Here is a 24927-nt window from a genome sequence, read left to right as displayed (position 1 = left end):
TCGACGACCTGGTGGCCGTGGCCGGTCGCGGTCTTGCGGGCGACCTTCTCGGCGGTGGTGACGATCAGGTCGGCGGGGGTGAGGTCGAAGATGTCGCAGAGTGCGGTCGGCACGGGCAGCGACAGTCGTTCGGGCGTTCCGGTGACCAGGCGGTGGATCTGGGAGGACGACAGGTTGATGCCGCGCTCGACCAGGTGCGGGGTCAGGTCGTTGGTGCGGAACATCCCGTGCTGGGCCATGATCTCGCGGAGCCGCCAGCGGTAGTCGACCTTGCGCTTCATCGTGTCCTCCCGGCCGCAGGGTCCGCCGAGGCGAGGGCTGCGTTGATCGTGGTGTCCATGGCGTTGCGCAGGGTGCGGACGCGGAGTCCGACGACACGCATAACGGCACCGTCGGATATTGGAACTGTCTGAATGCCTTGGGGGTGAAGGAGCAGCGCGGTTGAGGTGAGCATCTCCTCCCATGTTGCCTGGGGTGGCGAGGGGCTAGAAGCGTGTGCGGTCTGAGCTTCTCGGATCGTCGACGCGGCGAGGTCGATACGGTGTGCCGCTTCGTGCTTGGGCGCGCCAGGGTCGTGCCTTGTTCAGGGCGATGTCGAGTGCGGGGTCACAGCGGTTGAGGTCCACCGTGGTCAGAGCGGGTGTGCCGTTGGCCGGGCAGCTGGCCAGCCGGTATCCATGCGGGCCGATGACTCCGGCGGGCATGGTGGTGCTGTGGTGCGCCGGGACCGACACGCTGATCCAGGAGGTGTTCGCGGCTGCGTGTGCGCGGGCCAGGACCTCGAAGATTGGGTCCTTGGAGTAGGTGGAGAACAGCACGCAGTCGACGTCGAGGGCGCGGTAGTCGAGGAAGATCTCGGGGAAGTTGATCTCGATGCAGAGTGCGCAGCCGAATCTGAACCCGTCGATGTCGAAGACAAGTGGCTCGAAGCCGGGCGAGTAGTGCTTGGTGATCTCGGTGTGGGAGCACAGCCGCTTGTCATAGCGCCCGACCAGCTCTCCTTGAGCTGAGATCACGTAGAGGCTGTTGTGGGGCCGGTGCGGTGGCGTCAGGTGGTGGTCAGAGCCGACGACGACCCAGATCCCGAGATAACCGGCGAGCCGGGTGATGAGTTCGAGCTGGTGTCGCAGCGCCGCAGGGTCGGCCGTGTTCGGGTCGGCGGGATAGCCGGACACGGCGCCTTCGGGAAAGTGGATCAGACAGGTGCCGGCGTCGGCAGCCGTGCGCATCAGGCGACGCACCTGCGGGCCGTTGACGCCGGGGAATCGACCGACCGGGCTCTGCGCGGACGCGATCTTGATCTGCTTTGTCACGCTGGACCATTTTGCCTTCCCCGGCCGGCCGTGCAGAGACGGGCGGGGGTCGCGTCGGCCGACGTCGGTGGCGTAGGTCATCCAGTCGCTGGAGGAGGCGCGTTGCCATTGGATGGCGACGTTGATGTGAATGCCGAGCATGCGGGCAAGGATGGCGGCGGGAAGTTCGGTGGCGAGCTGGAACAGTGCGGTGGAGCGGGCGGGGCCGGGCCGGTTTCCGATTCCGTGGAGGCGTCCGGCTAGCTGGTCAGGGCTGATCGGGTGGCCGGGTCGTCCTCCGGGCAGGAGCAATGGTGAGGTGCCTTGGTCGGCGATGGTAGCGTGGCCGCGGCGGGTGGCGGCCGGCTGCAGGACGAGCGCGTCGAGAGGTTCGGGGAGGTGGATGGGCTCCTTGCCGAGGACGAGGTGAACTTCGTTCCCGTCGGAGTGGATGTGGTCGAGGGTGAGCCGGCTGGTAGCGGCGGGCTGCTGGGCATGGAGCCGGACGAGGAGTCCAGCGACTCGGTCTGCGGGCTTGAGGGTGTCGTCTGAAGGAGTCGGCGGGCGTGGGCCCCGCTGGGTTTCGGTGTCGATGGCGCGGGTGGGGCCGTCCCATCGAGTGGCGGGGAAGTCCAGGCGGGTGCGTTTGTTCCGCTTGGCCCAGCGCAGGAAGGCTCCGGTCTCGCCGCGTTGAGCGACGCCGTCCTCGGTGAGATGGCTGACGTAAGAATGACGGATCGAATGCGGGACCAGCGCCGGCGGCAGCCCGAGCGCGTCCCGGTAGGCGACGAACCGGGCGTTGATCTCTGCTGGCTCGGTGAGTCCGCGCAGCCGAACCGTGGCCGGACGTTCTCCACGTAGTCGCGGACGGCGTCCACCGCCCACCCCATCACGGTGATGACGTTCCGGCGGCGCGGCGGCTCGCCGCGCTTGGCCTTGCTATAACGGACGTTCAGTGTCCCGTACTGCCCGAACTCCGGCGCCGCCGGGGTCCGGCCCCAGTCGATCAGGTCCAGCTTCGAGGTCTCGGTGCGCCGCAGCCCCACCGGTAAATGACCTTGAACAACGTCGCGTCCCGATAGGCCGCGCCAATACGCCCTTTTGCTTGCGCGAGACCCACGGCCGTTCCCCCACCAGCGAACTGGAGCCGCCGCCTCCAGTAGCGCAGGCCGACCAGCCCGCAGTGACCAGCTTGGACGAGCATCGCCGCGCCTTGCTGCACGACACCCGGCCGCCGCCACGCCTGGAGAACTGGGACCAACTGCTGCACCGCACCCGCACAGACGCCCGGAAGGAAGGACCGCGATGACCCGCCAGCACAACCTGACCGACCCGGCCGTCGACGCCGCGATCGACGCCGCCCTGCCGGTCCCTTCGCCTGCCGACCATCCGCGCCCAGTTCACCGACCTGGCCGAACGCGACCAGCTCACCTACCGCGGGTTCCTGGCCGAGCCGCTGATGGCCGAGTGCGAAGACCGCGACCGCCGCCGCTCCGAACGCCGGATCAGAGCCGCCCGCTTCCCCCGCGAAAAGTCACTGCGCGACTTCGACTACACGCCAACCCCAACATCCCACCCGCCGTCATCAACACCCTGTCCACCGGCGACTGGGTTCGCCGCGGCGAGCCGCTCTGCCTGATCGGCGACAGCGGCACCGGCAAGTCCCACCTGCTCATCGCGCTCGGCACCACCGCGGCCATGGCCGGATACCGGGTCAAGTACACCCTGGCCGCCAAGCTCGTCAACGAACTGGTCGAAGCGGCCGACGAGAAACAGCCCACCAAGACCATCGCCAGCTACGGACGCGTCGACCTGCCCCTGCATCGATGAGCTGGGCTACCTCGAACCCGACCGCCGCGGCGCCGAGATGCTTTTTCAGGTCTTGACCTGACGCGAGGAAAAGAACAGCATCGCGATCGCCTCCAACGCCTCCTTCAGCGGATGGGGCAACACCTTCTCCGATCCCCGCCTCTGCGCCGCCATCATCGATCGACTCTCCTTCAACGGCACCATCATCGAAACCGGAAGCGAATCATACCGCCTCGCCCACTCCAAAGCCCGCCAGAACCTCACCCCCACCCGCTGACCTCACACATCACGGCCTGATACCACAAGTCCCCGGGGCCAAACCAAGCCGTCTGTCGGCGTACTCCTTGGAAGGCGGAGGCGGGTACGGGTAATGCGCAGAGCAGGGGCGCCGTCAAGCTGTTGTGGGACGCGCCTGGAGAGCACGTGGCGTTGCTCGGGATGACCACGGCTGGGGACATCGGTCTGGACCGGGCCCAGGGGTTTGAACTCGGGATGGTAGGTCAGGCTCTGGGGCCGTCAGGTCTGCCAGGCTATAGCACTGCTGGCGTCACTGGACGGGTCAGCGGGTGCGTAGCGCCTCGACCACTGCGACCGCCTCATCCAGCATGTCGATGGGACAGCCCCAGTAGTCATAGATGCCGCCGCGGGCCTGGTTGCTGCCGCAGATGACGAACACGCCGGTCCCCAGCTCGGCCTTGAGGTGAGTGGCCAGCCAGCCGACGAAACCACTGTTGTCCTGATCGGCAGGGAAGTGGAAAGAGAAGATCCCGAACCGTTCGGTGCCGCTGTGCCCTTGACCGAAGGGGACCAGGCGGCTCCAGCTCTCCTCGTCGCGGATCATCGCCAGGGTGTCGGCTGTGAGCTCGGGGGCCTGGTCGGCGGGGAATTCCTCAAAGCACCAGACGCCATTGTGGACGATGACCTCGGCTTGAGCGATCACACCGCGCAGACGGGCCTCCGTCTGCTCCGCGGTCTCCACACTGACACTGACCATGGTGCCCCCTCCGTGACCCGGCCTGCCTGACGATCAACCTCAACCCCGGGTATGGCTCGTTCATTTCGTCTCGGCCGAGTTCATCAGAGGGCGACGCCGCATGCTCACCTTGCCCTCCTCCACCAGCCGCTCGTGGATACAGCGGCCTTCAGCAACAATTTCGGCCTCCCAGCTACGCATCGATCACGGCCGCGTACGCAGTGATCACCTGGCTACGACGGCTCGCCCACCGCCACCACGGCAGGACACGCTGATCCACTTCTGCACGTCTACCTGCACCCACCCCTGCACATCAAGGGGTACGCCGACACCGTCCCACGGGGCCACTTCAAAGCCAAGCCGCGCAGCATCGAGCGGCGAAGGTTCCGCACGGCGCGCAAGTCGGTCATCCAGTCGTTGACCAGCTGCGATGTCCACTACCACGGGAACGCCTCAGCGTGCCCGGTGAAGGCGCGGACCATCCGTTCGGCGATTCGATGGTGGAGAACGCCAGGCGCCGGGCGAGTTGCTGGTTACGCCAGCCGTCGAGCATCGCGGCGAAGACTTGTTCGTCGGGTCGCCGTCGCGATCCCGTCGACCAGGTGCAGCTTGGCCGAGTCCGGCGCGAGGCCATCGGTGCCCACCGAGCCCCGAACCGATCCCGTCGGATGCGAACCGTTCGCATCAGATGCGAGCGGTAGTAAAGCATCCTGGCCAGGCCCGTGAGGGCCGGTTCGTCGAACTTGACCTGGCGCGGACGAGCGGTCGCAGCCCCTGCTCGTGACGTATGTCGACCGTGCTGCGTTCGCATCCGATGCAATACGGCACCCTAACCGGTGGAGCAGGATAGAGGATCAGTCAGACTGATCTGACGATCAGTGTCCCGCCGTCCGGCGGGGCGCTCCGCTGGGGAAGGGTGCGCGTGGCTGAGGAGCACGACCGGCAACGTGACCGGCGGGGCCGGAAGGTGACCGCCGCGGGAACCGAGCAAGCCGCCTCACCCCGCGGTCGGCGGCCGACGCAAGGCATCACCGTGCGCGTGAACGGCGCCGGGTACGAGGCGATCAGTGCCCGCGCGGGGGCACGATGCCGGCCGAGTTCTTCGCCGTCCGGCGGATCGTCGCCGGCTCGCCCCCAACATCAACCAGCTCGCACCGTCGCCAACTCCACCGGCCGGGGCCCGGCCGAACTGGTGCCCACCGCGGCCGCCGTCCAGCGGGGCCGCCGAGCGGCCACGGGCCGCGATCGACGCACTGGACTGAGCGCGCGCGTGGGCAAGAAGGGGAAATCGTGCCGATAACGCGTCGGCTCCTGCAGCGGCGGGCACCCCGCCGACCTCCATCAACCCGGCCCCGAGAGGGCGCAGGTCACCCGGTGAAGCCGATTTACGCGAAGGGTGAGCACTAGTAGACGTACATGAGCCGTCCGCGCAGGTCGCTGCCCCATTCGATGTTGACCCGGACCTGCACGCCTCCTTGGTAGGGCTGCACGTTGTTGACCGTCATCCGCGCGTCTCCCATGTGCGGGTTGCCGTCGCCATCCAACTCGGTGATCGAGACGACCACGAGCGTGGAGGGGGTGAACCAGCTCGCCGTGCCGTTGAGGATGACGTCTCCATGTGCGGTGAAGTCAGCCCAGGCGCTGTTCAGCTGGTCAGGGCCGCGCTCGGTGGCGGGCTCGACGGTGGCCTGGATCATCTGCATGGTCATTGCCTAATCCCTCCGTTGTGGTATGCCTCCGCGCCGTGAACGGCGCGGAGGTGAACCGCGAGCGGTGCGGGCCGGGGCCTTTGAGGCCCAGGCGACGACCGTCGCAGATAGACATCCGCTCGTGAGAAGCCCCCGCCGTCCGCCGCCTGGTGGCCGGGCCGGCCGAGGACGGCGCAGTGGCCTGGTGACCCTGGCGGCCGCCGACCGGCCCACCGGCCGTAGGGCGCACCGGATACCCATGCTGGCAGGGCCCGCGCGCCGCCGGACATCTTCCATACCTGGACCCATCTCTCTGGGTCCACCACAACAACCCCCGTGACACACCCACCCTTTGTCAGGGCCAGGCAAAACCGGTGAGGAGTACGCGCAGACCCGGCTCGGCAACTCCGCGCGCCGCGCCTACCAGCTCATGGAAGTCGCGGAGCTCAGCGAGTACCTTTGGAGCCGAGTGCGAAGAATTCTTCGCACCGACCGAGGACATCAAGTTGAGGGTGGAGAACTCATAAGGGTAGTCGGCATAGCGGCGAGGCATGCCGTTGGCGCCGAGTACGTGTTGCACCAGGAACGTGGTGTGGAAGCCAACTCGTCTGGTACGAAGCAAACGCCGCGGCCCTGCTACTCAAGCCCTGGATGCCATCCTCTCAATCAGTGGTGCCCGGGACGGGAGCCTCAGCCCTGGACAAGTCGTCGGGCATGCTCGGCCTCGTCGTTCCGGACGCGGTCGGCTCGTGCGCTGCGGAGTTGCCAGCGGGTGGTGACGCCGTCCGGGCCGTCAAGGCCGGTCAGGGACAGGGCCGTTTCAATCCGGTCACGGACGTCGGCCTCAGCAGCGGGGTCGGCAGCGAAAAGCACGCGGAGCCGCACCTCGTCGCCGGAGCACATCGCGGTGGTGTGGTGCGGTGCCAGCGGACACGGTGGCTCATGCCCCCAGTGCCCGCACAACGCGGCCGTGATAGCTGCACCCGGTGCGCCTATGTCGCCGCCCGCTTCCATGATCACAATTGCATCGTGGACAAATGCCTGGCGCATTCAGTCAGTATCCACCCGGCCGGCCCGCCGCTCCACCCTTCACGGTGCCCGGATGGCTTGCCGCTGGTAGTTGCACATCCAGGCGAGTGCCTGGTGACGTCGTCGCCAGTGCGACCAGCGCAGCCGGTGGTGGGGGGCGTGGTCCGGTCGGGCGGTCAGTACGGTGAACAGACGCTGGATCTCGTTGCAGGACATTGGGATCAGATCGATAGGCGCGGGGCGGCTTCGTTCGATGGCGGTGGTGACAGCGAGAGATGCGGCGTCCGGCGACTCGCACGAGGGCGGCAAGGGACACCGGGTGGGGTTACTAGCAGCGGTGGAAAGCCAGTTCCGGGTGCGCCGATTGCGCCGGAGAAGCAACTAGCGGTGTCCTGACCGGCCGTTGGCGGGGAGGCCAAAGCAGGCCCAATCGTAGTACCGATGTCCCCTGGGGTCCGGCTCCTGAGGAAACCTTCTGCCAGGCTTGTCTTGGTATCCGAGTGCTGAGCGCATTCGCCCGGAACCGGGCGGGACCGACGGGGGGCGGTGATTGCTCTGATGCTCGAACGCAACAGCGACCAGGTCGCCGCTTAGATCGCTCATTCGCTGACCGGACGGCGCCGCGGCGCTGACGAGCACGGCGCGGCGATCTGTCTCGGCTACGGCCCTGGCCGCCAGACTGGCGACGGCGCGCGGGCGAGTGATCGAAAATCGTCCACAACGAAACTATCCGCTATGGTTTCTCTCGTTGGATGAACGAGGAGTCAGTTCCCATGCCTTGTGTACGGCGTCGGCGGGGAAGTCCGGGCGCCAGTGCATCTCTGAGCTGAGACCACACCGGAAGGACAGAACGAGATGACCGAGAACACGACCGCTTACCGTCCCGGCCAGGGGCCCGGTCCCCGCGCCCTCACCGAGGAGGAGGCGACCCGGGTCCTCGGTGGGCAGCAGTTCGGCGTGCTGGCGACCCTGAAGCGCAGCGGCCAACCCCACCTGGCCTCGATGGTCTTCACCTGGGATCCCGAAGAGCGGATCATCCGGATACCGTCGGTCGCCGACCGCATCAAGGTGCGCCACCTTCTCAGGGATCCTCGCGCGACCTTCCATGTCCAGGGGGAGACCGCCCTGTCCTATGCCGTCGCCGAGGGCGAGGCGGAGGTCTCGGATGTGACCGCGAAGCCCGGCGACGCGGTCGGCCGGGAGCTGCTGCCGGTGTTCGGGATCACCGATCCGGCGGACGAGACGGAGTTCTTCAATCGGATGGTGCGAGACCAGCGCTTGGTCATCAGGCTCCGGGTGTCGCACCTGTACGGAACGGCCCTGGACGGTCCCGTGACGGAATAGTCAGGGCCGGACCAAAGACCTGCCCCTGCGGGTTGGTCGGTACTTCCCCGGAAGTAGCGGATGTTCGGAGATGCGGCGCGGGATGTACGAGGAAGACGGCTCCGGCGCAGGACGATCTTTGGTCGCCTTCCGGGATGGTTGGGGCCGCACAATCAGCGTCGTTCGGAAGGACGACCACCATGACCGCTCCCTCACCGCTGACCAGGCCACAAGGTCCGCCACGCGTCGTCTGCAGATCGGTTTGGCCGTCGCGTCCGCGGTGTTCACGGTCGGTACCGCGCTGCACAACTTCGCCGTCATCGACACCGCGCTCATCGAACAGACGGCGTCGCTGACCAGCGAGCATCGTCTGGCGCCGTCCATGGTCCGAAACTACCAAACGGAGCTGCGGCTGTTCAGTCATCACCTCACCGACACCCGTTACGGCTGGGCGGCGGTCTGCGAGGTCGGGGTTGGGGAATCCAGGAACAGCCGTTATCGCTGAGAACGATCACGGTGTTGGTAGGCAAGGGCGAGTAGGCGTTGACCTTGCGGTCTACCTGGGGGCAACCACCTAGTTCAGTTGGGCGGTGCGTCCAGGCTGCAGGGAGGCGTGCACAGTGCTCCTCAGCGGTGCGGGGAGTCGGCCATCCGGCGGTCGGCCGGGCGTGGATCTTGTCAGTCGCCGGTGGCGATGACACCGGCTTTTTCAATCATGAGGACGGCGCTGCGGACGGGGACGACGGGACGGTGCAGCATCCGGGCCGGGACGGTGAATGCCTGCCGGGGGCCGAGCTCGACCGTTTCGGCGTCCTGCAGCTCGATGCGGAACAATCCGTCCAGGACGAAGAAGAACTCGTCTTGTTCGTCGTGCTTATGCCAGTGGAACTCACCCTGCATGACTCCCAGCCGCACCCACACGTCCCCGACCTGGATGAGAGTCTGGTTGTACCAGGGCTCCTCGACCTGGTCGATCAACGCCTGGACGTCCATTGTCTGCAGTGCGGTGAACAACGGCTGGTAGTTGATGGAGTAGTCGAGCTGAGACACGGTGTCCTCCTCAGTGGATGGCCGTCGGGGTTGGCGAGGTGATGGGCGCGACGCGCGGGCCGGCGATGCGGAGGTAGTCGTCGGTGGCCAGGGCGATCGAGCGGTCCAGCCGGGCGGCGTTGAAGAACAGCTCGGCACCCTTCAGCAGCGCCGGATCGGCGATGACCTCCAGCCCGGGGTGATAGCTGAAGGGCAGCATGGTGCCGCTGACGCTGCCGGCCAGCTCCTCGGCCCTCTCCCGGCCCGCGAAGGAGGCGTAGGTGCCCTGCAGCAGCGCCTTGACCGCCTGCAGGTCCAACCGGGCGTCGCCAGGCACCACGGCCAGCACATGCCGGGTGACCTTCTTGCCGATCTTGACCATCACGATCAGGCATTTGGCCGCGTGCGCGACATCGTGCCCGCGCAGCGCGCTGACCAGTTCGGTACGCCCCTCCGGGGCATGTTCGATCAACCGGTACCGCGCCCCGGCCGCGTCCAGATCTTTGATCAGACGCTCGTACAGCTCACCACTCACCACTCAGCAACTCCTTGGCCTGGGCAATCCGGTCCTCATCGCGCTGGTAGAACACCCACTGCTTGATCTTCTTGCCGCGTACCAGCCCGGCCCGGCTCAGCACCTTCAGATGCTCAGCACAGGTCGGCTGGCTCACCCCCAGCTTCTGGGCGATGAACAGCGAGCAGACCCCGTCGCGAACCAGATCACCGTCACGCTGTGGCGCGAAGTGCCGCTCGGGATCGGACAGCCACTCCAGGATCATCAGCCGCTTGTCGCTGGCCAGCGCCTTCACCAGCTCCACATCAAGCATTTAGGCATTATGGCAATTAGCTAATTGCCTGTCTAGTCGTCATACCACCCCAGGTAGGCGAACGTCCGTTTGGAGACGCCGTAGTGGAAGTAGGCCGCCCAGCCTCGAAGGATTGGGGTGACCAGCCGCAAACACCTGCGCCAGTGAGAACGAGGTGGTGCCTCGCCCCGTCAGCTTCTTGATCTTGCATCCCGCCGCCAGGTTCTGCTGGGACGGAATGGTGAGCACGATGCGACGGCCGCCGCCCCAGGTCTTGGCCTGGATGTGGAAGCCCAGGAAGACAAAGCCGTCATCGATGTGGGTGATGTGGGTCTTCTCCTTCGAGAGTGTCATCTTCATTTTGTTGGCCAGCAGCTGTCCGATCTTCGTCTTGAGTGCTTCGGCGTCCTCCCTCGTGTCGTGCACGAGCACGTCGAAGTCGTCGGCGTAACGCACCAGCCGGAAGTTCGGCCGCCCGGTCTGTCGCCGTTGTTGACGGCGATAGGGCGGGCTCATCTCGGTGTCCCAGATCCGGGCGAAGTACCGGTCCAGGCCGAGAGGTAGATGTTGGCCAGCAGCGGGGAGACGACTCCTCCTTGCGGGGTGCCGGTCAGGCTCTCCGCAAGTCCACCATGCAACTCGACGATCCCCGCCCGTAGGAACCCGCGCACCAGGCGCAGGACCTGGCGGTCGCGGACACGTTCGGCCACCAGGTTCATCAGGACGTGATGGTCGACGTTGTCGAAGCAAGCCTTGATGTCGCCCTCGATGACCCACTGGCAGGCCGACGGCTTGCAGGTGAAATGGTGGATCTCGGCGATGGCGTCCTAGGCCCCCGCGACGGCCGATACCCATAGCTGGACGGGTAGCAATCGGCCTCGAAGATCGGTTCCAGGATTAGCTTGAGTGCCAGCTGCGCCGTCCGATCCCGCAAAGTCGGGGTCCCCAGGTAACGGACCTTGCCGTCCTTCTTGGGAACCGTCGCCTGCTTCACCGGCAGCGCAGTGAAGGTCCCGTCCTTGAGCGAGGAACGCAGCTCCTCCAGGAACGGGATCACTCCATGGCGTTCTTCGATGTGGTAGCCGGTGACCGCGTCCACGCCTGCCGTCCTGGCGCACCGGTTGCCAGAGACCGATCTGCGGCTGCCCGCAGACCCCGCCACGTTGCTGGGCGAGAACGCGATGGTGCTGCACATGGCGGTGCGGGATATGGGCGGCGAGGGCGTCGATGACCAGGGCCGTCTGCACGTGGCCAAGCTGGTCGCGCTGCCCGGTCCGGCGTCGCTGACCAATCTGTACAAGCGGGTGGTGGCCGGGGATGCTGCCGCGGGGGGACCTGGCCCAGGTGCTGTTGCATACGACGGGGGGTTCGAGGCCGCTTTCACCTCGGTGGCCTGCGGGGTCAGCAAACTGGCCGGCTCGACGTCTCCGTGGTGGCCTGCCAAACCTCCAAGGCGCTCAACATCGGATACGCGCAGGTGGCCAAACCCGGCATCGCCGCGCTGGAGCGCGCCCGGCTATCGCACGTGGCGCAGAACTACCTGTCAGTGGAAACGTTCTCTACCGCCAACGCCCCCTCGTCGACGCCTAGGCCGACATCGGTTTCGCCCAGCAGCTCGGCGGCGGCCTGACGGCCGCGATCGACGGGATGCGGTCGTGGTGCCGGTGCCGCAAGTACTTCGGGAACAAACACGGCCTGACCTGGCTCAACATGATCAACGACCAGCGTGTCGGGCTCGGCGCCAAAGTCGGCTCCGGCGCCGTCCGCGACTCACTGCACATGATCGACGTGCTGTTCGGTCATGAGTTGACGCCGCCTCGACGGACGTCCTGATCACCGGGGTCGGCCCCACCGGGCTGGCGCTGGGCTGCGCCCTGACATCACACGGACGGGTGCAGACGGGCTTCGACCGCGGCGTCTTCGAGCGCGAGTTCCGCCACCACACGGCGACGCCGCGGCGGCGATCGAGCAATTGAGCCGAGCGCGGGGGCCATACGTGGTGTGAACGCGGTCAAGCGCGGTGTCTACCGCAACCGGCCCCTCGGAGTGCGGGTCCCTCGGAGTCGGTGAGGTCGTTGGTGCCCCGCCATGCGAAAGCCCGTTCCCGGGCTCCTGGGTTCGCCATCCAGAGTCAGTCGTGCGGCGGTGGTGCCTGCGCCGTGGTCAGTTGCGTCGCAATGGCTGTGAGACGCTCGGCCAGCGCACCGGGATTGGATCTCGTCATGGCGGTGAGGTCGATGGTCGCCGTCGCGTGACGGAGTGGTCTGAAGCGGACGGCGGGGTGTGACGCGGATGCCGCTGCGGGCACGATGGTGACACCGAGCCCGCATTCGACCATGGCGATCTGCGAGGTCACCGACCGGGCCCAGTGAGCCGGGACAGGGCTGAATCCGGCCGCTCGGCACATGGCCGCCATGGCGTCGTAGTAGTCAGGGGAGATCTGGCGGTGCAACCACACCCACGGGTTGCCCGCGAGGTCCGCCAGATCCAGCGGGCCGGCGGCATCGGCGGCGGGATGGTGCAGGGGCAGAGCCGCGACGAACCGGTCGGCGAGCAGCGAGGTCGCCGTGGTGCCGCGCACAGGTGCGGTCTGGCGCACGATCGCCCAGTCGAGCGAGCGGTCCAGGAGCCCCGCCGCGGCCTCGTGGGTGTCGACCTCCCGGGCGCGGATCTCGACGTCCGGCACGGTCTCGTGGAACCGCTCCAGCACGAGCGGCAGAGGCCAGGAGAAGGCAGAGGCGACCGCGCCCAGGCTCAGTCGTCCGCCGCGCCCGGTGGCGGCCCGCCGGGCGGCGGCTTCGGCTTCCTCGGCACGCCGGATCAGCGCGCGGCAGTGGTCCAGGAACACGGCTCCGGCGGGGCTGAGGGCGACCGACCGCTGGGTACGGTGCAGCAGTTCACAGCCGAGCTGCTGTTCGAGCTGCTTGATCGCTTGCGACAGCGGCGGCTGGGACATCTGCAGTCGTTCCGCCGCACGGCCGAAATGGAGTTCTTCGGCGACCGCGACGAAGTACCGGGCCTGCCGGGTCTCGACCATGATTCGCACAGCCTATTACTGATAGACGAAATCAGACCTTCCGAGTATATCTGGAGGCTGTTGAAGTGGGAGCCATGAGCGACTCATCTCTCCTGGACCGCTTCACGGCGCTCGACTCCGCCGCGGTCAGCGACGCGCTCGACCAGCTCGGGCTTTCCTCCGGAGTCGGCGGCATCCGTCCGCAGTGGAGCCCCGCGGCCGTCGTGGGATTCGCCGTCACCGTGGGGCTCGAACCGCGCACTGGCGGCCATACCGGAGCCCACATCGCCACTACGGCCGTCGAGAGGTCGGACGACCAGAGCGTGATCGTCATCGACAACCAGGGCCGCACCGACGTGTCGTGCTGGGGCGGCATCCTGAGCCTGGGCGCGGTCCAGCGCGGGGTCCGCGGTGTCGTCGCCGACGGCGTGTGCCGCGACGTGGCGGAGGCCCGTGAGCTGGATTTCCCGGTGTTCTCGCGGGGTTCGATCCCGGCCACGGCGCGGGGCAGGCTGCAGCAGCACTCCACCGGCGAGCCGGTCAGCATCGCCGGGCTCATGGTCGAGCAGGGCGACGTCGTCGTCGCCGACGAGACCGGTCTCGTCGTCGTCCCGCGGGACCGGGCCGAAGAAGTCGCGGAAATCGCCACCGCGATCGTCGCCCGGGAGCGTGCCATCGCCGACGAGGTGCGCGCGGGCGTGCCCCTCTCCCAGACCATGCACGACGCCCGCCTCGCCAGAGAGAAGGAGTCGATCCGATGAGCGCCCCCACCGCTATCTCGAGCCTCGCCACCCGCCTGTCCACCGCGTCGGTCTCCGACGCCCTCGACTCGCTCGGACTCCCCGGATCCCTCCACGGTATCGGCGCGCTGCGTGAGGGCCAGCGGGTCGTCGGGAGGGTCTTCACGGTGACCTACGAGCCGGTCGACGAGGCCGGCGGCACGGTGGGCGACTTTCTCGACGATGTGCCCGCCGGCGCGGTGATCCTCATCGACAACGCCGGCCGCACTGACTGCACGGTGTGGGGCGGCATCATGAGCCAGACCGCCCACCAGCACGGCATCGCGGGCACCGTCATCAACGGCACCTGCCGTGACGTCGCCGCCGCGACCGCCGCCGGATACCCGATCTGGTCGGTCTCCCGCTTCATGCGCACCGGCAAGGATCGCGTCCGGGTAGCCGCGGTCCAGACAGCCGTCACCATCGGCGGTGTCGTCATTCGCCCTGGCGACATCCTCGTGGCCGACGACGACGGTGCTGTGGGTGTCCCGGCCACACGCTGGGACGAGGTCGCGGAGATCGCCTGGCGTATCGACCGCGTCGAAGAGGTCATTGTCGAGGCCGTCCGGTGCGGCGCCACGCTCGCCGAGGCGCGCGCCGAGCACGGCTACCACTCGCTCCAGACCCGGAGGGGCCCATGGTGAGCACAATCGACCTCGCCCGCGGCCACCCCAGCGCGACCCTGTCCCAGGCGTCCGGACTCGCCGTAGCTCTGTCTCCTGAGATCCGGTCGCTGTGGGTCGGTGCCCGGCTGTGCGGCCCGGCGTTCACCGTGCAGGGCGCCGGCGGCGACAACCTCGCCCTGCACCACGCCCTCCTACACGCCCCGCCCGGATCGGTCCTGGTCGCCGACGTCGGCGGCGCCCGCTTCGGCCACTGGGGCGAGATCCTCACAGTGGCCGCCCGGCAACGCGGGACCGCGGGCCTGCTCATCGACGGCGGCGTCCGGGACGCCGCGGCGATCGAGGCGCTCGGCTTCCCGGTCTTCTCGCGCCACAACGCGATCCTTGGCACCCGCAAGGACTTCCGCGGCGTTCTGGGGCGTCCCGTCAAGGTCGATGGCGCCACGGTCCACACCGGCGACCTCGTCGTCGGGGACGTGGACGGAGTCGTAGCCCTTCCCGCGTCCGACACCGAGCGGATCCTCGACCGCGCCGACGCGCGCGTGACTCACGAGAACGAGCTGATGAAGCGGCGGCGGGAAGGCCGCAGCACCCTCGACCTGTACAACAACTTCGAAACGGGCGGGTGGTGACGACGATGACGGACAACCCACTCTTCGCCGTGCCGGCCAAAACCGAAGCGCTCCGTTCCCAGCGCGCCGACGTCATACCCCTCGCCGCCGGAGAGCCCCAGGCGGCTACCAGCGCTGTGGTCGTGGAAACCGCCGGGACCGTGTCCGTGACCCTGCCACCCACCACTTCGAAACGGCCGAGGCCGACCCCGCCTTGGGCGCGCTGGTCGCCACCACCGTCGCCGATGACACCCGGCTTCCCTGGAGCGCGAACGACGTCCAGATCACCCTCGGCGCGAAGCACGCACTCTTCCTCGCCAGCCCGGCTTCCTCGCCAGCCCGGCCTTGATCGACGCCGGTGACGAGGTCCTGGTCGCCGTGCCCGGCTGGCCGGGGCACACCGAGTCCTCACTGCGGCAGATCGCCGGTTGGCGCAGCGGCACGGCGCTGGCCGACGCGTCGGCTGGCTCGCGGCACCGCCGCAGAACATCGCCTCAGCGCGGCTGTACGTGTCCCGCGCCATCACCCACGTCCCGACGGTCAACCAGCGGGCCGCTCTCGCCGCCTTGGGCGACACCGGAACCCCGTCGAAGCCGCCGGCGACTGTCGGCGCCGACGCGCGCTGCTGGTGGAGGCGCTGGACTGCATCGACAGCCCGCCTCCCGACGGCGCCATATCCGCCTTCCCCGACGTCAGCGCACTGCTCCGCGACCGCGGTTGGACCAGCAGCGCCGACCTCACCGCGTGGCTCCTCGACACCGCCCAACTCGCGGTCGTACCCGGCAAGGCAATCAACGCGCCCGGCCGCATCCGGGCGTGCTGCGCTGACGACGACGACACGCTGATCACTGCGTGACTGCGCACCGCCATCGGGCCCGCGGAGTACGGCCCGGCAGTACATAAGCTGGAGGAGGCCCGATGAGCCCCGTCAGGAAACTCGAACGCTTCACGCTCCCCCTCACCGTCGGCGCAACCCGCATCGAAGTGTCCGGGCTCCACCGAGGCGGCACCGGCACACCCCTGGTGTTCCTCCACGGCTTCGGCTCGACCAAGGAGGACTACGCGGACGTCATCCAGCATGAACGGCTCGCCGTCCGCCCTGTCCTCGCCTACGACGCGCCCGGCTGCGGCAGCAGCACCTGCACGGACCTCGCCGCCGTCTCAATCCCTTTCCTCGTCTCCGTCGCCGAGCAGGTTCTCAGAGCCCGGCAGATCGACCGGTTCCACCTCGTCGGGCACTCGATGGGCGGTCTGACCGCGCTCCTGCTCGCCGACAGCGATCCCGGCAGGATCGCCAGCTTCACCAACATCGAGGGCAACGTCGCACCCGAGGACTGCTTCCTCAGCCGACAGATCCTCACCCACTCGTACGACGATCCCGACGAGTTCCTGGCCCGGTTCACCGAACGCCTCGGCAACTCGCACTTCTACGGCGGCGCCTTGTACGCCTCCAGCCTTCCCCACAAGGTCCGGGCCGCAGCGGTCAGGGCGATCTTCGAGTCCATGGTCGACCTCTCCGACCACGGCAAGCTACTCGACCGGTTCCTCCGACTCCCCGCCCTAAAGATGTTCATGTACGGGAAGCAGAACAACACCCTGTCCTATCTCCCCGCCCTGGCCGAAGGCGGCGTCGAACTCGCCGAGATCGAGCACTGCGCCCACTTCCCCATGTACTCCAACCCGCCGCAGATGTGGGCTCGCATCGCCGACCTCGTCTCACGCGCCGACGTCGGCTCCTGACGGCTCGGCCGCGGGAGAGGCGACGTTGAGCCGCCACAGGGCCGGCCCAGCATCGACCACGACAACGCCATCGGCACACCCGCTGACGGACTCGTCACCCCGACCGAAGGTGCAGCTTCTCTCAGCCCTATGTCACATCGTCGTGATCAACCACCTTTGGGCCCTGGTCGTCCTCCGCACCCTATGGACTGCCCAACGCATCCAGATGCTGTGCGCCGAGTCCAAGCCTCTTGAAGAAGAACTCGCCGCCCTGGTCGGTGAGCTCAAGCCCGAGCTCTTGAAGCAGACCGGAGGCGGAGCCATCAGCGCAGCCCAGATCCTGGTGAGTTGGTCCCACCCCGGCCGGTTCCGCTCTGAGGCCGCCTTCGCCTCCATCGTTGGCACTGCGCCGATCCCAGCCTCCTCGGGCTTGACGAACCGGCACCGCCTGAACCGGACCGGCGACCGGCTCAGCAAGCGCTGCACACGTCATCCTCGTCCGAGCCCGAGTTGCCCATGAGACCCGCGAGGCCGAACACCGTGGCGTACACGGCCGCGTTGCCTACCGCGCCGGCCGCATCGCCAAGGCCATCCACACCCTGCAACTCCGCGGGACCGCATCACTCTGAAAAGGGCTCAGTGTCTCGGCCCGCGCCCGCGCGAACCGCCGCATCCCCTCGAAGTCGACCTCGTCGTTGAACGCGTGGCTCACCCACTCGCCGTCCCGGCGGAGCAGCGCGTATTAGAACCGGCGTCGACAGCCCGCCCTGTTCTGGTGGCGGTTGCGCTCACCTTACAGACCTGTCAGTATTGTCGGGTGAGCGAACTCAGTCCCGGAGGGCAGCGGCTGCTGGATGTGGCGACGCGTGTCTTCTACGCCGAGGGGATCCGGGCGACCGGTGTGGACACCCTGGTGGCGCTGGCGGGCGTGTCGAAGCCGACGCTCTACGCGCAGTTCGGGTCCAAGGAGAACCTGGTCGCGGCGGTCCTGGACCGCCGGCGGGCATCGCGGCAGGCGGCCTTGCACGACTTCCTGGACGAGAAGCGAGCCGCGCCCCCGGCCGGGCGGCTCCTGGCGGTGTTCGATTGGCTGGCCCAGGGGCACGGGCGCGAGGGTTTCCGCGGTTGCCCCTTTACCAACGCCGCAGTGGAACTGCCCGACCCCGGTCATCCGGCCCGTGCGGTGATCTCCGCCTACAAGGGGGCGCTGCGCGACACGCTCACCGGACTCGCCCGGGAGGCCGGGCTCGCGGAACCCGAGGACCTTGGTTACGCGCTGCTGATGCTGATCGACGGGGCCAACGCCCGCGTCGTGGTCGACGGCGACCGGACGGCCATCCTCAAAGCGAAGGCCGCCGCGGCCCGGATGATCGGACACACCGATGGATGACACGCTCAGGCCCGGCCTGGAACACCAGTTCGCGTTCCGCGTCACCGACGACAAGACCGTCCCGGCGCTGTATCCCGAGGCGCCTGAGTTCGCGGTGATGCCGCCGGTCTTCGCGACCGGGTTCCTGGTCGGGCTGCTGGAACTGGCCTGCGTGCGGGCCGTGCGCCCCTACCTGGACTGGCCGCGCGAACAGACGGTCGGCACGTTCGTCGAGGTCACTCACCAGGCCGCGACCGCTCCGGGGATGACCGTCACCGCACGGGTCCGCCTGACCGAGGTGAACGGCGGCCGCCTGCGCTTCGAGGTCATGGCCACCGACGGCGTCGACGTCATCAGCATCGGCAACCACGAGCGGGCGGTCGTGGACACGGCGCGCTTCACCGAGCAAGTCAACAACAAGGCGCTCCTGGCGGGCCCTTGACCCACGGCGCTGGCGCGAGCTCACAACTCGTGGACCGACACCGCGTGACACGGCCCTGGAAAGGACGGGAATGTCCCATATCTCCCGCAACCCATCCCGATCAGGGCTTCACGGGGCGCTGGAAGAGCGGTTTCAGCGACTTCTGGGCACTGGATTGAACCCGATGCGCGCGATGGCCCGCCAGCCGCAGGTCCTGGAGACGATCGTCGGGCTGGAGCGGCGCGTCACCGGGTGGAACGCGCTGGACCTGGCGCTCAAGGACCTGGCGGTCATGGCCGCTGCGGTCCGGATCGGCTGCGGCTGGTGTATCGACTACAGCCGCTGGGAGAGCGTCGCGCACGGTATCCCGGCCACCAAGGTCGAGGCGGTACCCGTCTGGCGCAATAGCGACCTGTTCACCGCCCTCGAACGCCTCATCCTGGTATACGCCGAGGCGATGACCGACACCCCGCCCACCGTCACCGACGACATGGTCCAGGGACTGCTTTGCCATCTCGGCGAACCCCAGTTCATCGAACTCACCGCAGTGATCGCGATCGAGAATCAAAGGTCACGCATCAACCACGCCCTCAGGCCGACCGCACAGGACTTATCACCGCACAAGACTTAGTCGTCTGGCGCTCCGGCGGACGGACGGCGGCCCCGCCGCCGAATTCCGCCGAGTACTGGACGCCGCCCTCTCCCGCTGACGCCGTCAACCATCGGGAAGCACCACCCCGAACACGCCTTCACATGCGCGCACCCCTACATGGGCAAGCCCCGCAGAGATTAGGACGGAATCTTGACCAAGCCACTGGGCCGCACTCCGGTGCCGACCCCCTCGACATCGCCCGCCGGACCCCGGCGGCGGATCACCCGGCGGCGGCTCCTGAAGGGCGTGCTGATCGGCGTCCCGGGCGCGGCGGCGGTGGGCGCGGGTGGCTTCGGCTGGCTCTGGGCGACCGCCGACGTGAACACCGTGGGGAAGGTGCCGTTCGCCAGGCGGCTGGCGATACCGCCGCTGGCGGCGAGCCGCCGGGACGGGTCAGGGCGCCGGGTGTTCGAGCTGCGCGCCACCGCGGGCGCTCGCCGGTTCCGCTCCGGCAAGGCCACCCGGACCTGGGGTTTCGACGGCGGATACCTCGGTCCGACGCTGCGCGCCGCCCGCGGCGAGACGGTCGTGGTCAACGTGCGCAACGACCTGCCCGAGACGACCACCGTCCACTGGCACGGCATGCACCTGCCCGCCGCGATGGACGGCGGGCCGCACCAGCCGATCCGGCCGGGCACGACCTGGTCGCCGACATGGAAGATCGACCAGCCGGCGAGCACGCTGTGGTACCACCCGCACCCGCACGGAGAGACTGCACGGCACGTCTACCGCGGGCTGGCCGGGCTGTTCATCCTCGACGACCCCTCTGCCGAGTTCGTCGGACTGCCGAGCCGGTACGGGGTGGACGACATCCCGGTCATCGTGCAGGACAAGAACTTCGGCGACGGAAACCGTCTCGACGAGGGACACCCGCTGATGGGCGGCCTCGGGATCATGGGCGACACGATCCTGGTCAACGGCACGCTCGGGCCGTACCACGACGTGACCACCCAGCGGGTACGGCTACGGCTGCTCAACGCGTCCAACGCGCGGACCTACCGCTTCGTGCTGTCGGACCGGCGGCCGATCGCGCTCGTCGGCACCGACGGCGGGCTGCTGCCCGCCCCGCACACCACCGGACACGTCGAGCTCTCCCCCGGAGAGCGCGCCGAGATCGTGGTGACGTTCCGGCCGGGCGACCGGGTGGTGCTGCGCAGCGACCCGTCCGACCTCGGGGACGTCGGCAGCGCCCGGTTCGTCGGCGGCGACGACCGGTTCGATGTCCTGGAACTACGCGCCACCGACCGGCTCGCCTCTTCGCCCGCGCTGCCCGGCACGCTCGCCGAGGCTCCCCGGCTCGGCGGGCCGGACGGTGCTGAGACCCGCGTCGACCGCCGCTTCGAGCTGTCCGGCACCCAGATCAACGGCAAGAAGATGGACATGGGCCGGATCGACTTCGCGGTGGCCAGGGACACCACCGAGATCTGGGAGATCACCAGCCTGGGCGGCAAACCGCACAACTTCCACGTCCACGACACCCAGCTCCAGGTCCTGTCAGTGGCCGGCGCTGCACCGCCTCCCGAACTGCGCGGCTGGAAGGACACCATCTTCCTCCGCGCCCAGGAACCGGTCCGGGTGGCCGCCCGGTTCGGCGACTACGCAGACGCCCGGACGCCGTACATGTTCCACTGCCACATCCTCTACCACGAGGACCAGGGCATGATGGGCCAGTTCGTGGTCACCGAGCCCGGCCAGGCCCCGGCCCTCCCGCGAACACCCACCACCGGCCACGGTGGCCACCACACCTGACACTCCAGAGATCACCACATGCGTGAAGGCGCCCTTGCCGATCACGCCGTCGACCGCCCACACCCCCGGTCGGACACCTCATGCCGCATTGAAGAGATTTTCGCGACCAGGACGTCGTGCATCTTGGCGCCCTCGCCCCCGCGATCTCGGCGGTGTGAGCCAGGTCGATCAGGTCCCCGACGTCGATGTCGGCACCGAAGTCGGCCTGCGCGCGCCATGGCTGCTGCTGGGCGTGTCGCGCTCGGGACAGATCATTGATGCGAAATGTTGGTGCTGTCAGTGGTCGTAGGCGATCAGGGAGCGTTTGACCGGGGCGTCGATCAGCCAGTGGTGCCAGATCGCGGCGTTGAGTGCGCAGATGCGCTGGCAAAGGCGTGCCCAGAGGCCCTGGGTGGTGCGGGCGGTGCCGACCTGACTTGTGATGCGGGCCGATGACGCTGTGTCCGTAGAACTGCCCGCCGAGCCACCCCCTCTGACGCCCGAGGCGGCACGCGCACTGCTCCGGCTCCTCCTCGACATCCGGCAGCGGCGCACGAACTGAGGAGGATCTCGTTCATCCGAGGGAAATTTCATGATCAAACTAGCGTTCTGGGGACGGTGCTCCACCGAAGACCGTCAAGACCCCGAAGCCTCCCGCGCTTGGCAGTACTCCCGTGCCGAGCAACTCGTCACCCCTCGCGGTGGCGTGATCGTCGCCGAGTACTTCGATGTCGACAAGTCCCGGTCCATCCCACCGGCCCGCCGCCCCCAGGCCAGCCTGCTCCTAGCCGAGTTGGCCGGCCCCGACCGGGCTTTCGACGCCGTCGTGGTCGGTGAACCGCAGCGGGCGTTCTACGGCAACCAGTTCGGCAACACCTTCCCGCTGTTCGAGCACTACAACGTGCCGCTGTGGGTGCCGGAAGTGAACGGGGCCATCGACCCCGCCAACGAAGCCCACGACATGACCATGTCGACGTTCGGATCCATCAGTAAAGTCGAGCGGTCCCGGATCAAAACCCGGGTGCGGGCGACCATGGCGGCGCTGGCACAGACCTCCAACCGGCACATCGGCGGGCGCCCACCCTACGGATACCGGCTGGCCGACGCGGGCCCGCACCCCAATCCGAGCAAGGCCGCCGACGGCAAGCGGCTGCACGTGCTGGAGATCGACACGTACACCGCCGAAGTGGTCCAGCGGATCTTCGCCGAGTTCCTGGCGGGCAAGGGCTTCTCCGCCATCGCCGAAGGACTCACCGCCGACGGAATCCTGTCGCCGTCGGCCTACGACCGGGCGCGAAACCGGCACCGCTGCGGCCTGGCCTGGTCCAAGAGCGCCATCCGCGTCATCGTGACCAACCCCCGCTACACCGGCCGCCAGGTCTGGAACAAACAGCGCAAACGCGAAGTCCTCATCGACGTCCACGATGTCACCCTCGGCCACGAGACCAAGCTGACCTGGAACACCCCCGACCAATGGGTCTGGTCCAACGACATCGTCAACCCACCGATCATTGACGAAGAGACCTTCAAGGCCGCCCAGGAGTTGCTAGCGGCCCGGGGTCACGGACCGGCCCGGCACAAGCCACACCGTGCCCGTCATCTGTACATGCTGCGGGGGGTTGCGGGTGGGGTGGTGCATGAGCATGAGCGGGTGACGCCTGCGTGCCCGCTTGAGTGTTTGGGGTTGTCGGGTCGGGCACTGGGCGCGTTGCGCACTGAGCTTGGACCGACCGGGGTCGTTGGGGATGTGGTTCTGCTGCTGCGTTCGGGTGAGCTGGCCGACGTGCGGGGGATCGGACCGCGCCGGGCCGGGGAGATCCGCACGGCGCTGATCGCGGAGGGCTTCCCGGTCCCGCGTCACCAATGGTGAGAGGCTTGGCGGTTTAGTTGCCCGGATAGGTGGCGTGGCGGCGGTGTGCGGTGGCGGCTGTCGGACGTGGTGAGGATGGGGGCGTGACGTTCGCGCATGTGGGCGCTACAGTGCCAGAAGGCAACCGGTTGTGCGGTCAAGCGTCCTAGTAGTCAGGCGGTCATCATGTCGAGCTTGGAGTTCGAGCCCCCGAAGTATGCGCGTGTGGTGCTGGAGTTGCGCCGCAGGATCGAGGCCGGGGACTACCCGCCCGGCTCGCTGCTCCCCTCGGAATCGCAGCTCGTGCGGGAGTTCGCGGTGGGCCGGACAACGGTGGTGCGGGCGTTGCAGATGCTCCAGCAGGACGGATGGATCACTCGCGAGCATGGGCGCGGCTCGTTCGTGAAGGGTCGTCCGCCGGCGGCGGCGCGGGCCACGCGTCCGGGTCTGGCGGTCCTGGACCGTCCGGAGACCTCGGCCGGGGTGCGGCTGGTCGGGGTGGATCAGGTGGAGGCGCCGGGGCCGGTGGCGGCGCTGCTCGGCGTGGACGGCGGGCGGGTGCTGGTGCGCCGGTGGGTCGCGGTCCGGGATGAGATCGCCTCGGAGTTGGTGACGTGCTGGTTCCCGCAGGAGTTGGTGTTCGGTACCGATCTGGACCGGCCGGGGCCGTTGCCGGTCGGGCTGCGTGATCACCTGCGTACCGTCAAGGGCCTGCGCGTCGACCACATCGCCGAGCGGCTGGCCGCGCGGTTGCCCACCGGGGACGAGACCGGTCAGTTGGGGATCAAGAAGGGTGAGCCGGTGCTGTCGATCCTGGCGAGTGTGCGGGACGCGTCCGATGCGGTGCGGTTCGTAGCCGAGGTGGTCATGCCGGGGGCGCTGCATGAGCTGGAAGAGACCTACAGCGTGCCGGACTGACCCCTCCGTCCGTGCGCTGACCTGCCCACATCGATGATGTGATGCAGGTCACTCTAGCGAGTAGTTGTCCGGTCGAGCGAGCGAGGTACTCTCTACACATCTACTCGTCCGAACAAGCGGACGGGTGAACGTTTGGAGGTAGATCCTCATGGCGGTGCAGGGTCCATTCAAGGTCGCGTTCGGGGACGTGTTCCCGTTCGGGGCGTTCATCAAGGGCGGGGTGGAGCCGGTGCGGGACTTCGACCGGTCGACGAAGGAGAACTTCGTCCAGGCGCGGGACAAGGACACCGGCGAACTGGTGTGGGCGGTGGAGGTGCTGGACGCCGACCCGGAGTCAAAGGGCACGTTCAAGGTCAAGCTGTCGGCGCCGGTGCAGCCGATCATGCCGGAGGCTCCGGCGGGGTTCCCGTTCGTGCCGGTGGAGTTCGACGGGCTGTCGGTGACGCCGTATGTCAACTCCGGGACTGGGCGGCTGGCCTACTCGCTGAAGGCGTCGGCGATGCGCCCGGCCAACCTCAAGGCGAGCAGCGGCCGGGCGGCGGGCAAGGACGGCGGCGCGGGCGCGAAAGACGCGGCCTGATGTCTGGGTGGGGCGGCTGGAGCTGGTACCTCCGGCCGCCCCGCTTCTCTCCCCTGATCTGCACAAAGAAGAGGTGATCCATCATGGCATGGGAGTTCCGCAAGCTCGGGCCGGGCGAGAACGTCGCGGTCGAGGCGCAGCGTGACCCGTTCGCGGCGCCGAAGTGGGCGCCCCCGGTGTGGCACATGCCCGAAGCGCTCGTGCTGCTCGTCAACGCCGTCCGTGCCCTGGTCCGGGCGGTGGTGTTCCTGGTCCGCAACATCCTCCCCGTCACCCTCGCGTCCGGGCTCGGCTGGCTCGGCTACCGGTACGGGTGGCTCGTCCCCGTCCTGGTCCTGGCCCTCGTCGCCGCTGGTTTGGGCGTGTGGGCGTGGGTGGACCGTCCGTCCCTGGTGCGGTGGGTGGTCCGTCCGGTCCGGTCCCGATGGCGGCTCGTCGCGGTGTACCGGCGCGACTGGCAACCGGTCCTGGTCACGGCCGGACTCACCAAGGTCCACAAGGGCCGCGAGTACCTGCCGTCCCTGGTCCGGGTCCGCTGCGGCCCGACGTCGGATCGGGTGCTGGTGAAGATGCTCAAGGGGCAGGCTCCGGAGGCGTGGGAGCGGGTCGCGGTCAACCTCGCGCACGGCTTTGGCTCCTCGCTGGTCCGGGTGCGGGATGGGGACCGTCCGGGCCGGGTCTGGCTGGAGTTCGTCCGCCGTGACGCCCTGGCC

At 68.2% G+C, this 24927-nt stretch carries 29 protein-coding genes and 3 pseudogenes; 20 read left to right on the top strand and 12 right to left on the bottom strand.

The features are described from left to right. Nucleotides 1-62 precede the first annotated feature (62 nt). A pseudogene (locus tag E1264_RS45935) lies at nucleotides 63-281 on the bottom strand (helix-turn-helix transcriptional regulator); the annotation flags it as partial. 204 nt (nucleotides 282-485) lie between these two features. Further along, complete coding sequence (locus tag E1264_RS44590; protein WP_207935886.1) at nucleotides 486-2177, bottom strand: carbon-nitrogen hydrolase family protein; 1692 nt, start codon at nucleotides 2175-2177, stop codon at nucleotides 486-488. 220 nt (nucleotides 2178-2397) lie between these two features. Here E1264_RS44590 and E1264_RS12870 point away from each other — a divergent pair, with 220 nt between their 5' ends. Both E1264_RS12870 and E1264_RS45930 read left to right on the top strand, forming a co-directional pair. Then, nucleotides 2398-2601 carry a hypothetical protein gene (locus tag E1264_RS12870; protein ID WP_132172975.1) on the top strand — a complete coding sequence of 68 codons (204 nt, stop codon included), beginning with the start codon at nucleotides 2398-2400 and terminating at the stop codon, nucleotides 2599-2601. A gap of 158 nt (nucleotides 2602-2759) precedes the next feature. Further along, nucleotides 2760-3122: an ATP-binding protein gene (locus tag E1264_RS45930; protein ID WP_279490534.1), complete on the top strand. Its 363-nt coding sequence runs from the start codon at nucleotides 2760-2762 to the stop codon at nucleotides 3120-3122. 538 nt (nucleotides 3123-3660) lie between these two features. On the opposite strand, the gene E1264_RS12860 is transcribed toward E1264_RS45930, so the two are convergent. The 3 genes from E1264_RS12860 to E1264_RS12845 form a co-directional block, all read right to left on the bottom strand. After that, entirely contained in the window at nucleotides 3661-4095 is a 435-nt protein-coding gene (locus E1264_RS12860; RefSeq protein WP_132172973.1) for a DUF6196 family protein, read from the bottom strand. Nucleotides 4096-5477: 1382 nt separating this feature from the next. Continuing rightward, nucleotides 5478-5783, bottom strand: a complete 306-nt coding sequence (locus E1264_RS12855) for a hypothetical protein (RefSeq protein WP_132172971.1) — start codon at nucleotides 5781-5783, stop codon at nucleotides 5478-5480. A gap of 669 nt (nucleotides 5784-6452) precedes the next feature. Beyond that, a complete protein-coding gene (locus tag E1264_RS12845) occupies nucleotides 6453-6812 on the bottom strand; it encodes a hypothetical protein (RefSeq protein WP_132172967.1) in 360 nt (119 codons plus the stop codon). Nucleotides 6813-7646: 834 nt separating this feature from the next. Here E1264_RS12845 and E1264_RS12840 point away from each other — a divergent pair. Both E1264_RS12840 and E1264_RS12835 read left to right on the top strand, forming a co-directional pair. Continuing rightward, a complete protein-coding gene (locus E1264_RS12840; protein ID WP_132172965.1) occupies nucleotides 7647-8135 on the top strand; it encodes a TIGR03618 family F420-dependent PPOX class oxidoreductase in 489 nt (162 codons plus the stop codon). An 82-nt stretch (nucleotides 8136-8217) separates the two neighbouring features. Then, a complete protein-coding gene (locus tag E1264_RS12835) occupies nucleotides 8218-8619 on the top strand; it encodes a hypothetical protein (protein ID WP_132172963.1) in 402 nt (133 codons plus the stop codon). Between the two features lie 173 nt (nucleotides 8620-8792). On the opposite strand, the gene E1264_RS12830 is transcribed toward E1264_RS12835, so the two are convergent. From E1264_RS12830 to E1264_RS44580, 6 genes are read right to left on the bottom strand one after another with little or no spacing between them, the layout of a single operon-like run. Next, nucleotides 8793-9164, bottom strand: coding sequence for a cupin domain-containing protein (locus E1264_RS12830; protein WP_207935885.1), 372 nt, complete (start codon nucleotides 9162-9164; stop codon nucleotides 8793-8795). Between the two features lie 10 nt (nucleotides 9165-9174). Beyond that, nucleotides 9175-9678 (bottom strand): YbaK/prolyl-tRNA synthetase associated domain-containing protein, encoded by a 504-nt coding sequence (locus E1264_RS12825; RefSeq protein ID WP_243710898.1) that lies wholly within the window; start codon nucleotides 9676-9678, stop codon nucleotides 9175-9177. After that, nucleotides 9668-9970, bottom strand: a complete 303-nt coding sequence (locus tag E1264_RS12820; protein ID WP_132172961.1) for a metalloregulator ArsR/SmtB family transcription factor — start codon at nucleotides 9968-9970, stop codon at nucleotides 9668-9670. The genes E1264_RS12825 and E1264_RS12820 overlap by 11 nt, the downstream gene beginning before the upstream one ends. Before the next feature lie 39 nt (nucleotides 9971-10009). Then, a complete protein-coding gene (locus E1264_RS45275; protein WP_243710897.1) occupies nucleotides 10010-10465 on the bottom strand; it encodes a reverse transcriptase domain-containing protein in 456 nt (151 codons plus the stop codon). Then, entirely contained in the window at nucleotides 10462-10719 is a 258-nt protein-coding gene (locus E1264_RS44585; RefSeq protein WP_347813391.1) for a reverse transcriptase domain-containing protein, read from the bottom strand. The genes E1264_RS45275 and E1264_RS44585 overlap by 4 nt, the downstream gene beginning before the upstream one ends. Continuing rightward, nucleotides 10668-11048: a hypothetical protein gene (locus E1264_RS44580; RefSeq protein ID WP_207935883.1), complete on the bottom strand. Its 381-nt coding sequence runs from the start codon at nucleotides 11046-11048 to the stop codon at nucleotides 10668-10670. Before E1264_RS44580 ends, E1264_RS44585 begins: the two co-directional genes overlap by 52 nt. A 497-nt stretch (nucleotides 11049-11545) precedes the next feature. Between E1264_RS44580 and E1264_RS45925 the strand changes: the two genes are divergently transcribed. Further along, nucleotides 11546-11782, top strand: a complete 237-nt coding sequence (locus E1264_RS45925; protein WP_347813390.1) for a Tn3 family transposase — start codon at nucleotides 11546-11548, stop codon at nucleotides 11780-11782. Between the two features lie 298 nt (nucleotides 11783-12080). On the opposite strand, the gene E1264_RS12795 is transcribed toward E1264_RS45925, so the two are convergent. Continuing rightward, nucleotides 12081-12986, bottom strand: a complete 906-nt coding sequence (locus E1264_RS12795; RefSeq protein ID WP_132172955.1) for a LysR substrate-binding domain-containing protein — start codon at nucleotides 12984-12986, stop codon at nucleotides 12081-12083. A gap of 74 nt (nucleotides 12987-13060) precedes the next feature. Here E1264_RS12795 and E1264_RS12790 point away from each other — a divergent pair, with 74 nt between their 5' ends. The 15 genes and pseudogenes from E1264_RS12790 to E1264_RS12720 form a co-directional block, all read left to right on the top strand. Continuing rightward, nucleotides 13061-13726 carry an RraA family protein gene (locus tag E1264_RS12790; RefSeq protein ID WP_165964145.1) on the top strand — a complete coding sequence of 222 codons (666 nt, stop codon included), beginning with the start codon at nucleotides 13061-13063 and terminating at the stop codon, nucleotides 13724-13726. Beyond that, the gene (locus tag E1264_RS12785; protein WP_132172951.1) at nucleotides 13723-14388 is read left to right on the top strand and encodes an RraA family protein; all 666 of its coding nucleotides are present in this window, start codon (nucleotides 13723-13725) and stop codon (nucleotides 14386-14388) included. The genes E1264_RS12790 and E1264_RS12785 overlap by 4 nt, the downstream gene beginning before the upstream one ends. Then, the gene (locus tag E1264_RS12780) at nucleotides 14382-14999 is read left to right on the top strand and encodes an RraA family protein (protein WP_165964144.1); all 618 of its coding nucleotides are present in this window, start codon (nucleotides 14382-14384) and stop codon (nucleotides 14997-14999) included. Before E1264_RS12785 ends, E1264_RS12780 begins: the two co-directional genes overlap by 7 nt. A gap of 607 nt (nucleotides 15000-15606) precedes the next feature. Then, complete coding sequence (locus tag E1264_RS12775; protein ID WP_132172949.1) at nucleotides 15607-15834, top strand: hypothetical protein; 228 nt, start codon at nucleotides 15607-15609, stop codon at nucleotides 15832-15834. Between the two features lie 62 nt (nucleotides 15835-15896). Then, nucleotides 15897-16718: an alpha/beta hydrolase gene (locus E1264_RS12770; protein WP_132172947.1), complete on the top strand. Its 822-nt coding sequence runs from the start codon at nucleotides 15897-15899 to the stop codon at nucleotides 16716-16718. Nucleotides 16719-16977: 259 nt separating this feature from the next. After that, nucleotides 16978-17175: pseudogene (locus E1264_RS45265) on the top strand (transposase); the annotation flags it as partial. Between the two features lie 339 nt (nucleotides 17176-17514). Continuing rightward, nucleotides 17515-18087 (top strand): TetR/AcrR family transcriptional regulator, encoded by a 573-nt coding sequence (locus E1264_RS12760; RefSeq protein WP_132172945.1) that lies wholly within the window; start codon nucleotides 17515-17517, stop codon nucleotides 18085-18087. After that, on the top strand, nucleotides 18080-18508 hold the full coding sequence (locus E1264_RS12755; RefSeq protein WP_132172943.1) for a thioesterase family protein: 429 nt from the start codon (nucleotides 18080-18082) through the stop codon (nucleotides 18506-18508). The genes E1264_RS12760 and E1264_RS12755 overlap by 8 nt, the downstream gene beginning before the upstream one ends. A 70-nt stretch (nucleotides 18509-18578) precedes the next feature. Continuing rightward, entirely contained in the window at nucleotides 18579-19118 is a 540-nt protein-coding gene (locus E1264_RS12750) for a carboxymuconolactone decarboxylase family protein (RefSeq protein ID WP_132172941.1), read from the top strand. A 171-nt stretch (nucleotides 19119-19289) separates the two neighbouring features. Further along, on the top strand, nucleotides 19290-20888 hold the full coding sequence (locus E1264_RS12745; protein WP_243710896.1) for a multicopper oxidase domain-containing protein: 1599 nt from the start codon (nucleotides 19290-19292) through the stop codon (nucleotides 20886-20888). A gap of 154 nt (nucleotides 20889-21042) precedes the next feature. Beyond that, on the top strand, nucleotides 21043-21177 hold the full coding sequence (locus tag E1264_RS45920) for a hypothetical protein (RefSeq protein WP_279490525.1): 135 nt from the start codon (nucleotides 21043-21045) through the stop codon (nucleotides 21175-21177). 282 nt (nucleotides 21178-21459) lie between these two features. Further along, nucleotides 21460-22737, top strand: coding sequence for a recombinase family protein (locus tag E1264_RS12735; protein WP_132172937.1), 1278 nt, complete (start codon nucleotides 21460-21462; stop codon nucleotides 22735-22737). A 96-nt stretch (nucleotides 22738-22833) separates the two neighbouring features. Then, a complete protein-coding gene (locus E1264_RS12730) occupies nucleotides 22834-23634 on the top strand; it encodes a GntR family transcriptional regulator (RefSeq protein WP_347813389.1) in 801 nt (266 codons plus the stop codon). A 148-nt stretch (nucleotides 23635-23782) separates the two neighbouring features. Next, a complete protein-coding gene (locus tag E1264_RS12725) occupies nucleotides 23783-24214 on the top strand; it encodes a plasmid replication, integration and excision activator (RefSeq protein ID WP_132172935.1) in 432 nt (143 codons plus the stop codon). A gap of 83 nt (nucleotides 24215-24297) precedes the next feature. Further along, nucleotides 24298-24927: pseudogene (locus E1264_RS12720) on the top strand (cell division protein FtsK); the annotation flags it as partial.

Origin of the sequence: Actinomadura sp. KC216, from assembly GCF_004348535.1 — a bacterium.
GTDB lineage: Bacteria > Actinomycetota > Actinomycetes > Streptosporangiales > Streptosporangiaceae > Spirillospora.
This window is presented reverse-complemented; position numbering and strand designations above follow the sequence as displayed.

What these genes read in the sequence shown, in the direction of transcription:
- E1264_RS12840 (WP_132172965.1), top strand. Translation starts at nt 7,647, where the DNA reads ATGACCGAGAACACGACCGCTTACCGTCCCGGCCAGGGGCCCGGTCCC.
- E1264_RS12835 (WP_132172963.1), top strand. Translation starts at nt 8,218, where the DNA reads ATGTACGAGGAAGACGGCTCCGGCGCAGGACGATCTTTGGTCGCCTTC.
- E1264_RS12730 (WP_347813389.1), top strand. Translation starts at nt 22,834, where the DNA reads ATGTGGGCGCTACAGTGCCAGAAGGCAACCGGTTGTGCGGTCAAGCGT.
- E1264_RS45275 (WP_243710897.1), bottom strand. Translation starts at nt 10,465, where the DNA reads ATGAGCCCGCCCTATCGCCGTCAACAACGGCGACAGACCGGGCGGCCG.
- E1264_RS12770 (WP_132172947.1), top strand. Translation starts at nt 15,897, where the DNA reads ATGAGCCCCGTCAGGAAACTCGAACGCTTCACGCTCCCCCTCACCGTC.
- E1264_RS12820 (WP_132172961.1), bottom strand. Translation starts at nt 9,970, where the DNA reads ATGCTTGATGTGGAGCTGGTGAAGGCGCTGGCCAGCGACAAGCGGCTG.
- E1264_RS12790 (WP_165964145.1), top strand. Translation starts at nt 13,061, where the DNA reads ATGAGCGACTCATCTCTCCTGGACCGCTTCACGGCGCTCGACTCCGCC.
- E1264_RS12750 (WP_132172941.1), top strand. Translation starts at nt 18,579, where the DNA reads ATGTCCCATATCTCCCGCAACCCATCCCGATCAGGGCTTCACGGGGCG.
- E1264_RS12795 (WP_132172955.1), bottom strand. Translation starts at nt 12,986, where the DNA reads ATGGTCGAGACCCGGCAGGCCCGGTACTTCGTCGCGGTCGCCGAAGAA.
- E1264_RS12725 (WP_132172935.1), top strand. Translation starts at nt 23,783, where the DNA reads ATGGCGGTGCAGGGTCCATTCAAGGTCGCGTTCGGGGACGTGTTCCCG.
- E1264_RS12845 (WP_132172967.1), bottom strand. Translation starts at nt 6,812, where the DNA reads ATGCGCCAGGCATTTGTCCACGATGCAATTGTGATCATGGAAGCGGGC.
- E1264_RS12755 (WP_132172943.1), top strand. Translation starts at nt 18,080, where the DNA reads ATGGATGACACGCTCAGGCCCGGCCTGGAACACCAGTTCGCGTTCCGC.
- E1264_RS12780 (WP_165964144.1), top strand. Translation starts at nt 14,382, where the DNA reads ATGGTGAGCACAATCGACCTCGCCCGCGGCCACCCCAGCGCGACCCTG.
- E1264_RS12785 (WP_132172951.1), top strand. Translation starts at nt 13,723, where the DNA reads ATGAGCGCCCCCACCGCTATCTCGAGCCTCGCCACCCGCCTGTCCACC.
- E1264_RS12735 (WP_132172937.1), top strand. Translation starts at nt 21,460, where the DNA reads ATGATCAAACTAGCGTTCTGGGGACGGTGCTCCACCGAAGACCGTCAA.
- E1264_RS12860 (WP_132172973.1), bottom strand. Translation starts at nt 4,095, where the DNA reads ATGGTCAGTGTCAGTGTGGAGACCGCGGAGCAGACGGAGGCCCGTCTG.
- E1264_RS12855 (WP_132172971.1), bottom strand. Translation starts at nt 5,783, where the DNA reads ATGACCATGCAGATGATCCAGGCCACCGTCGAGCCCGCCACCGAGCGC.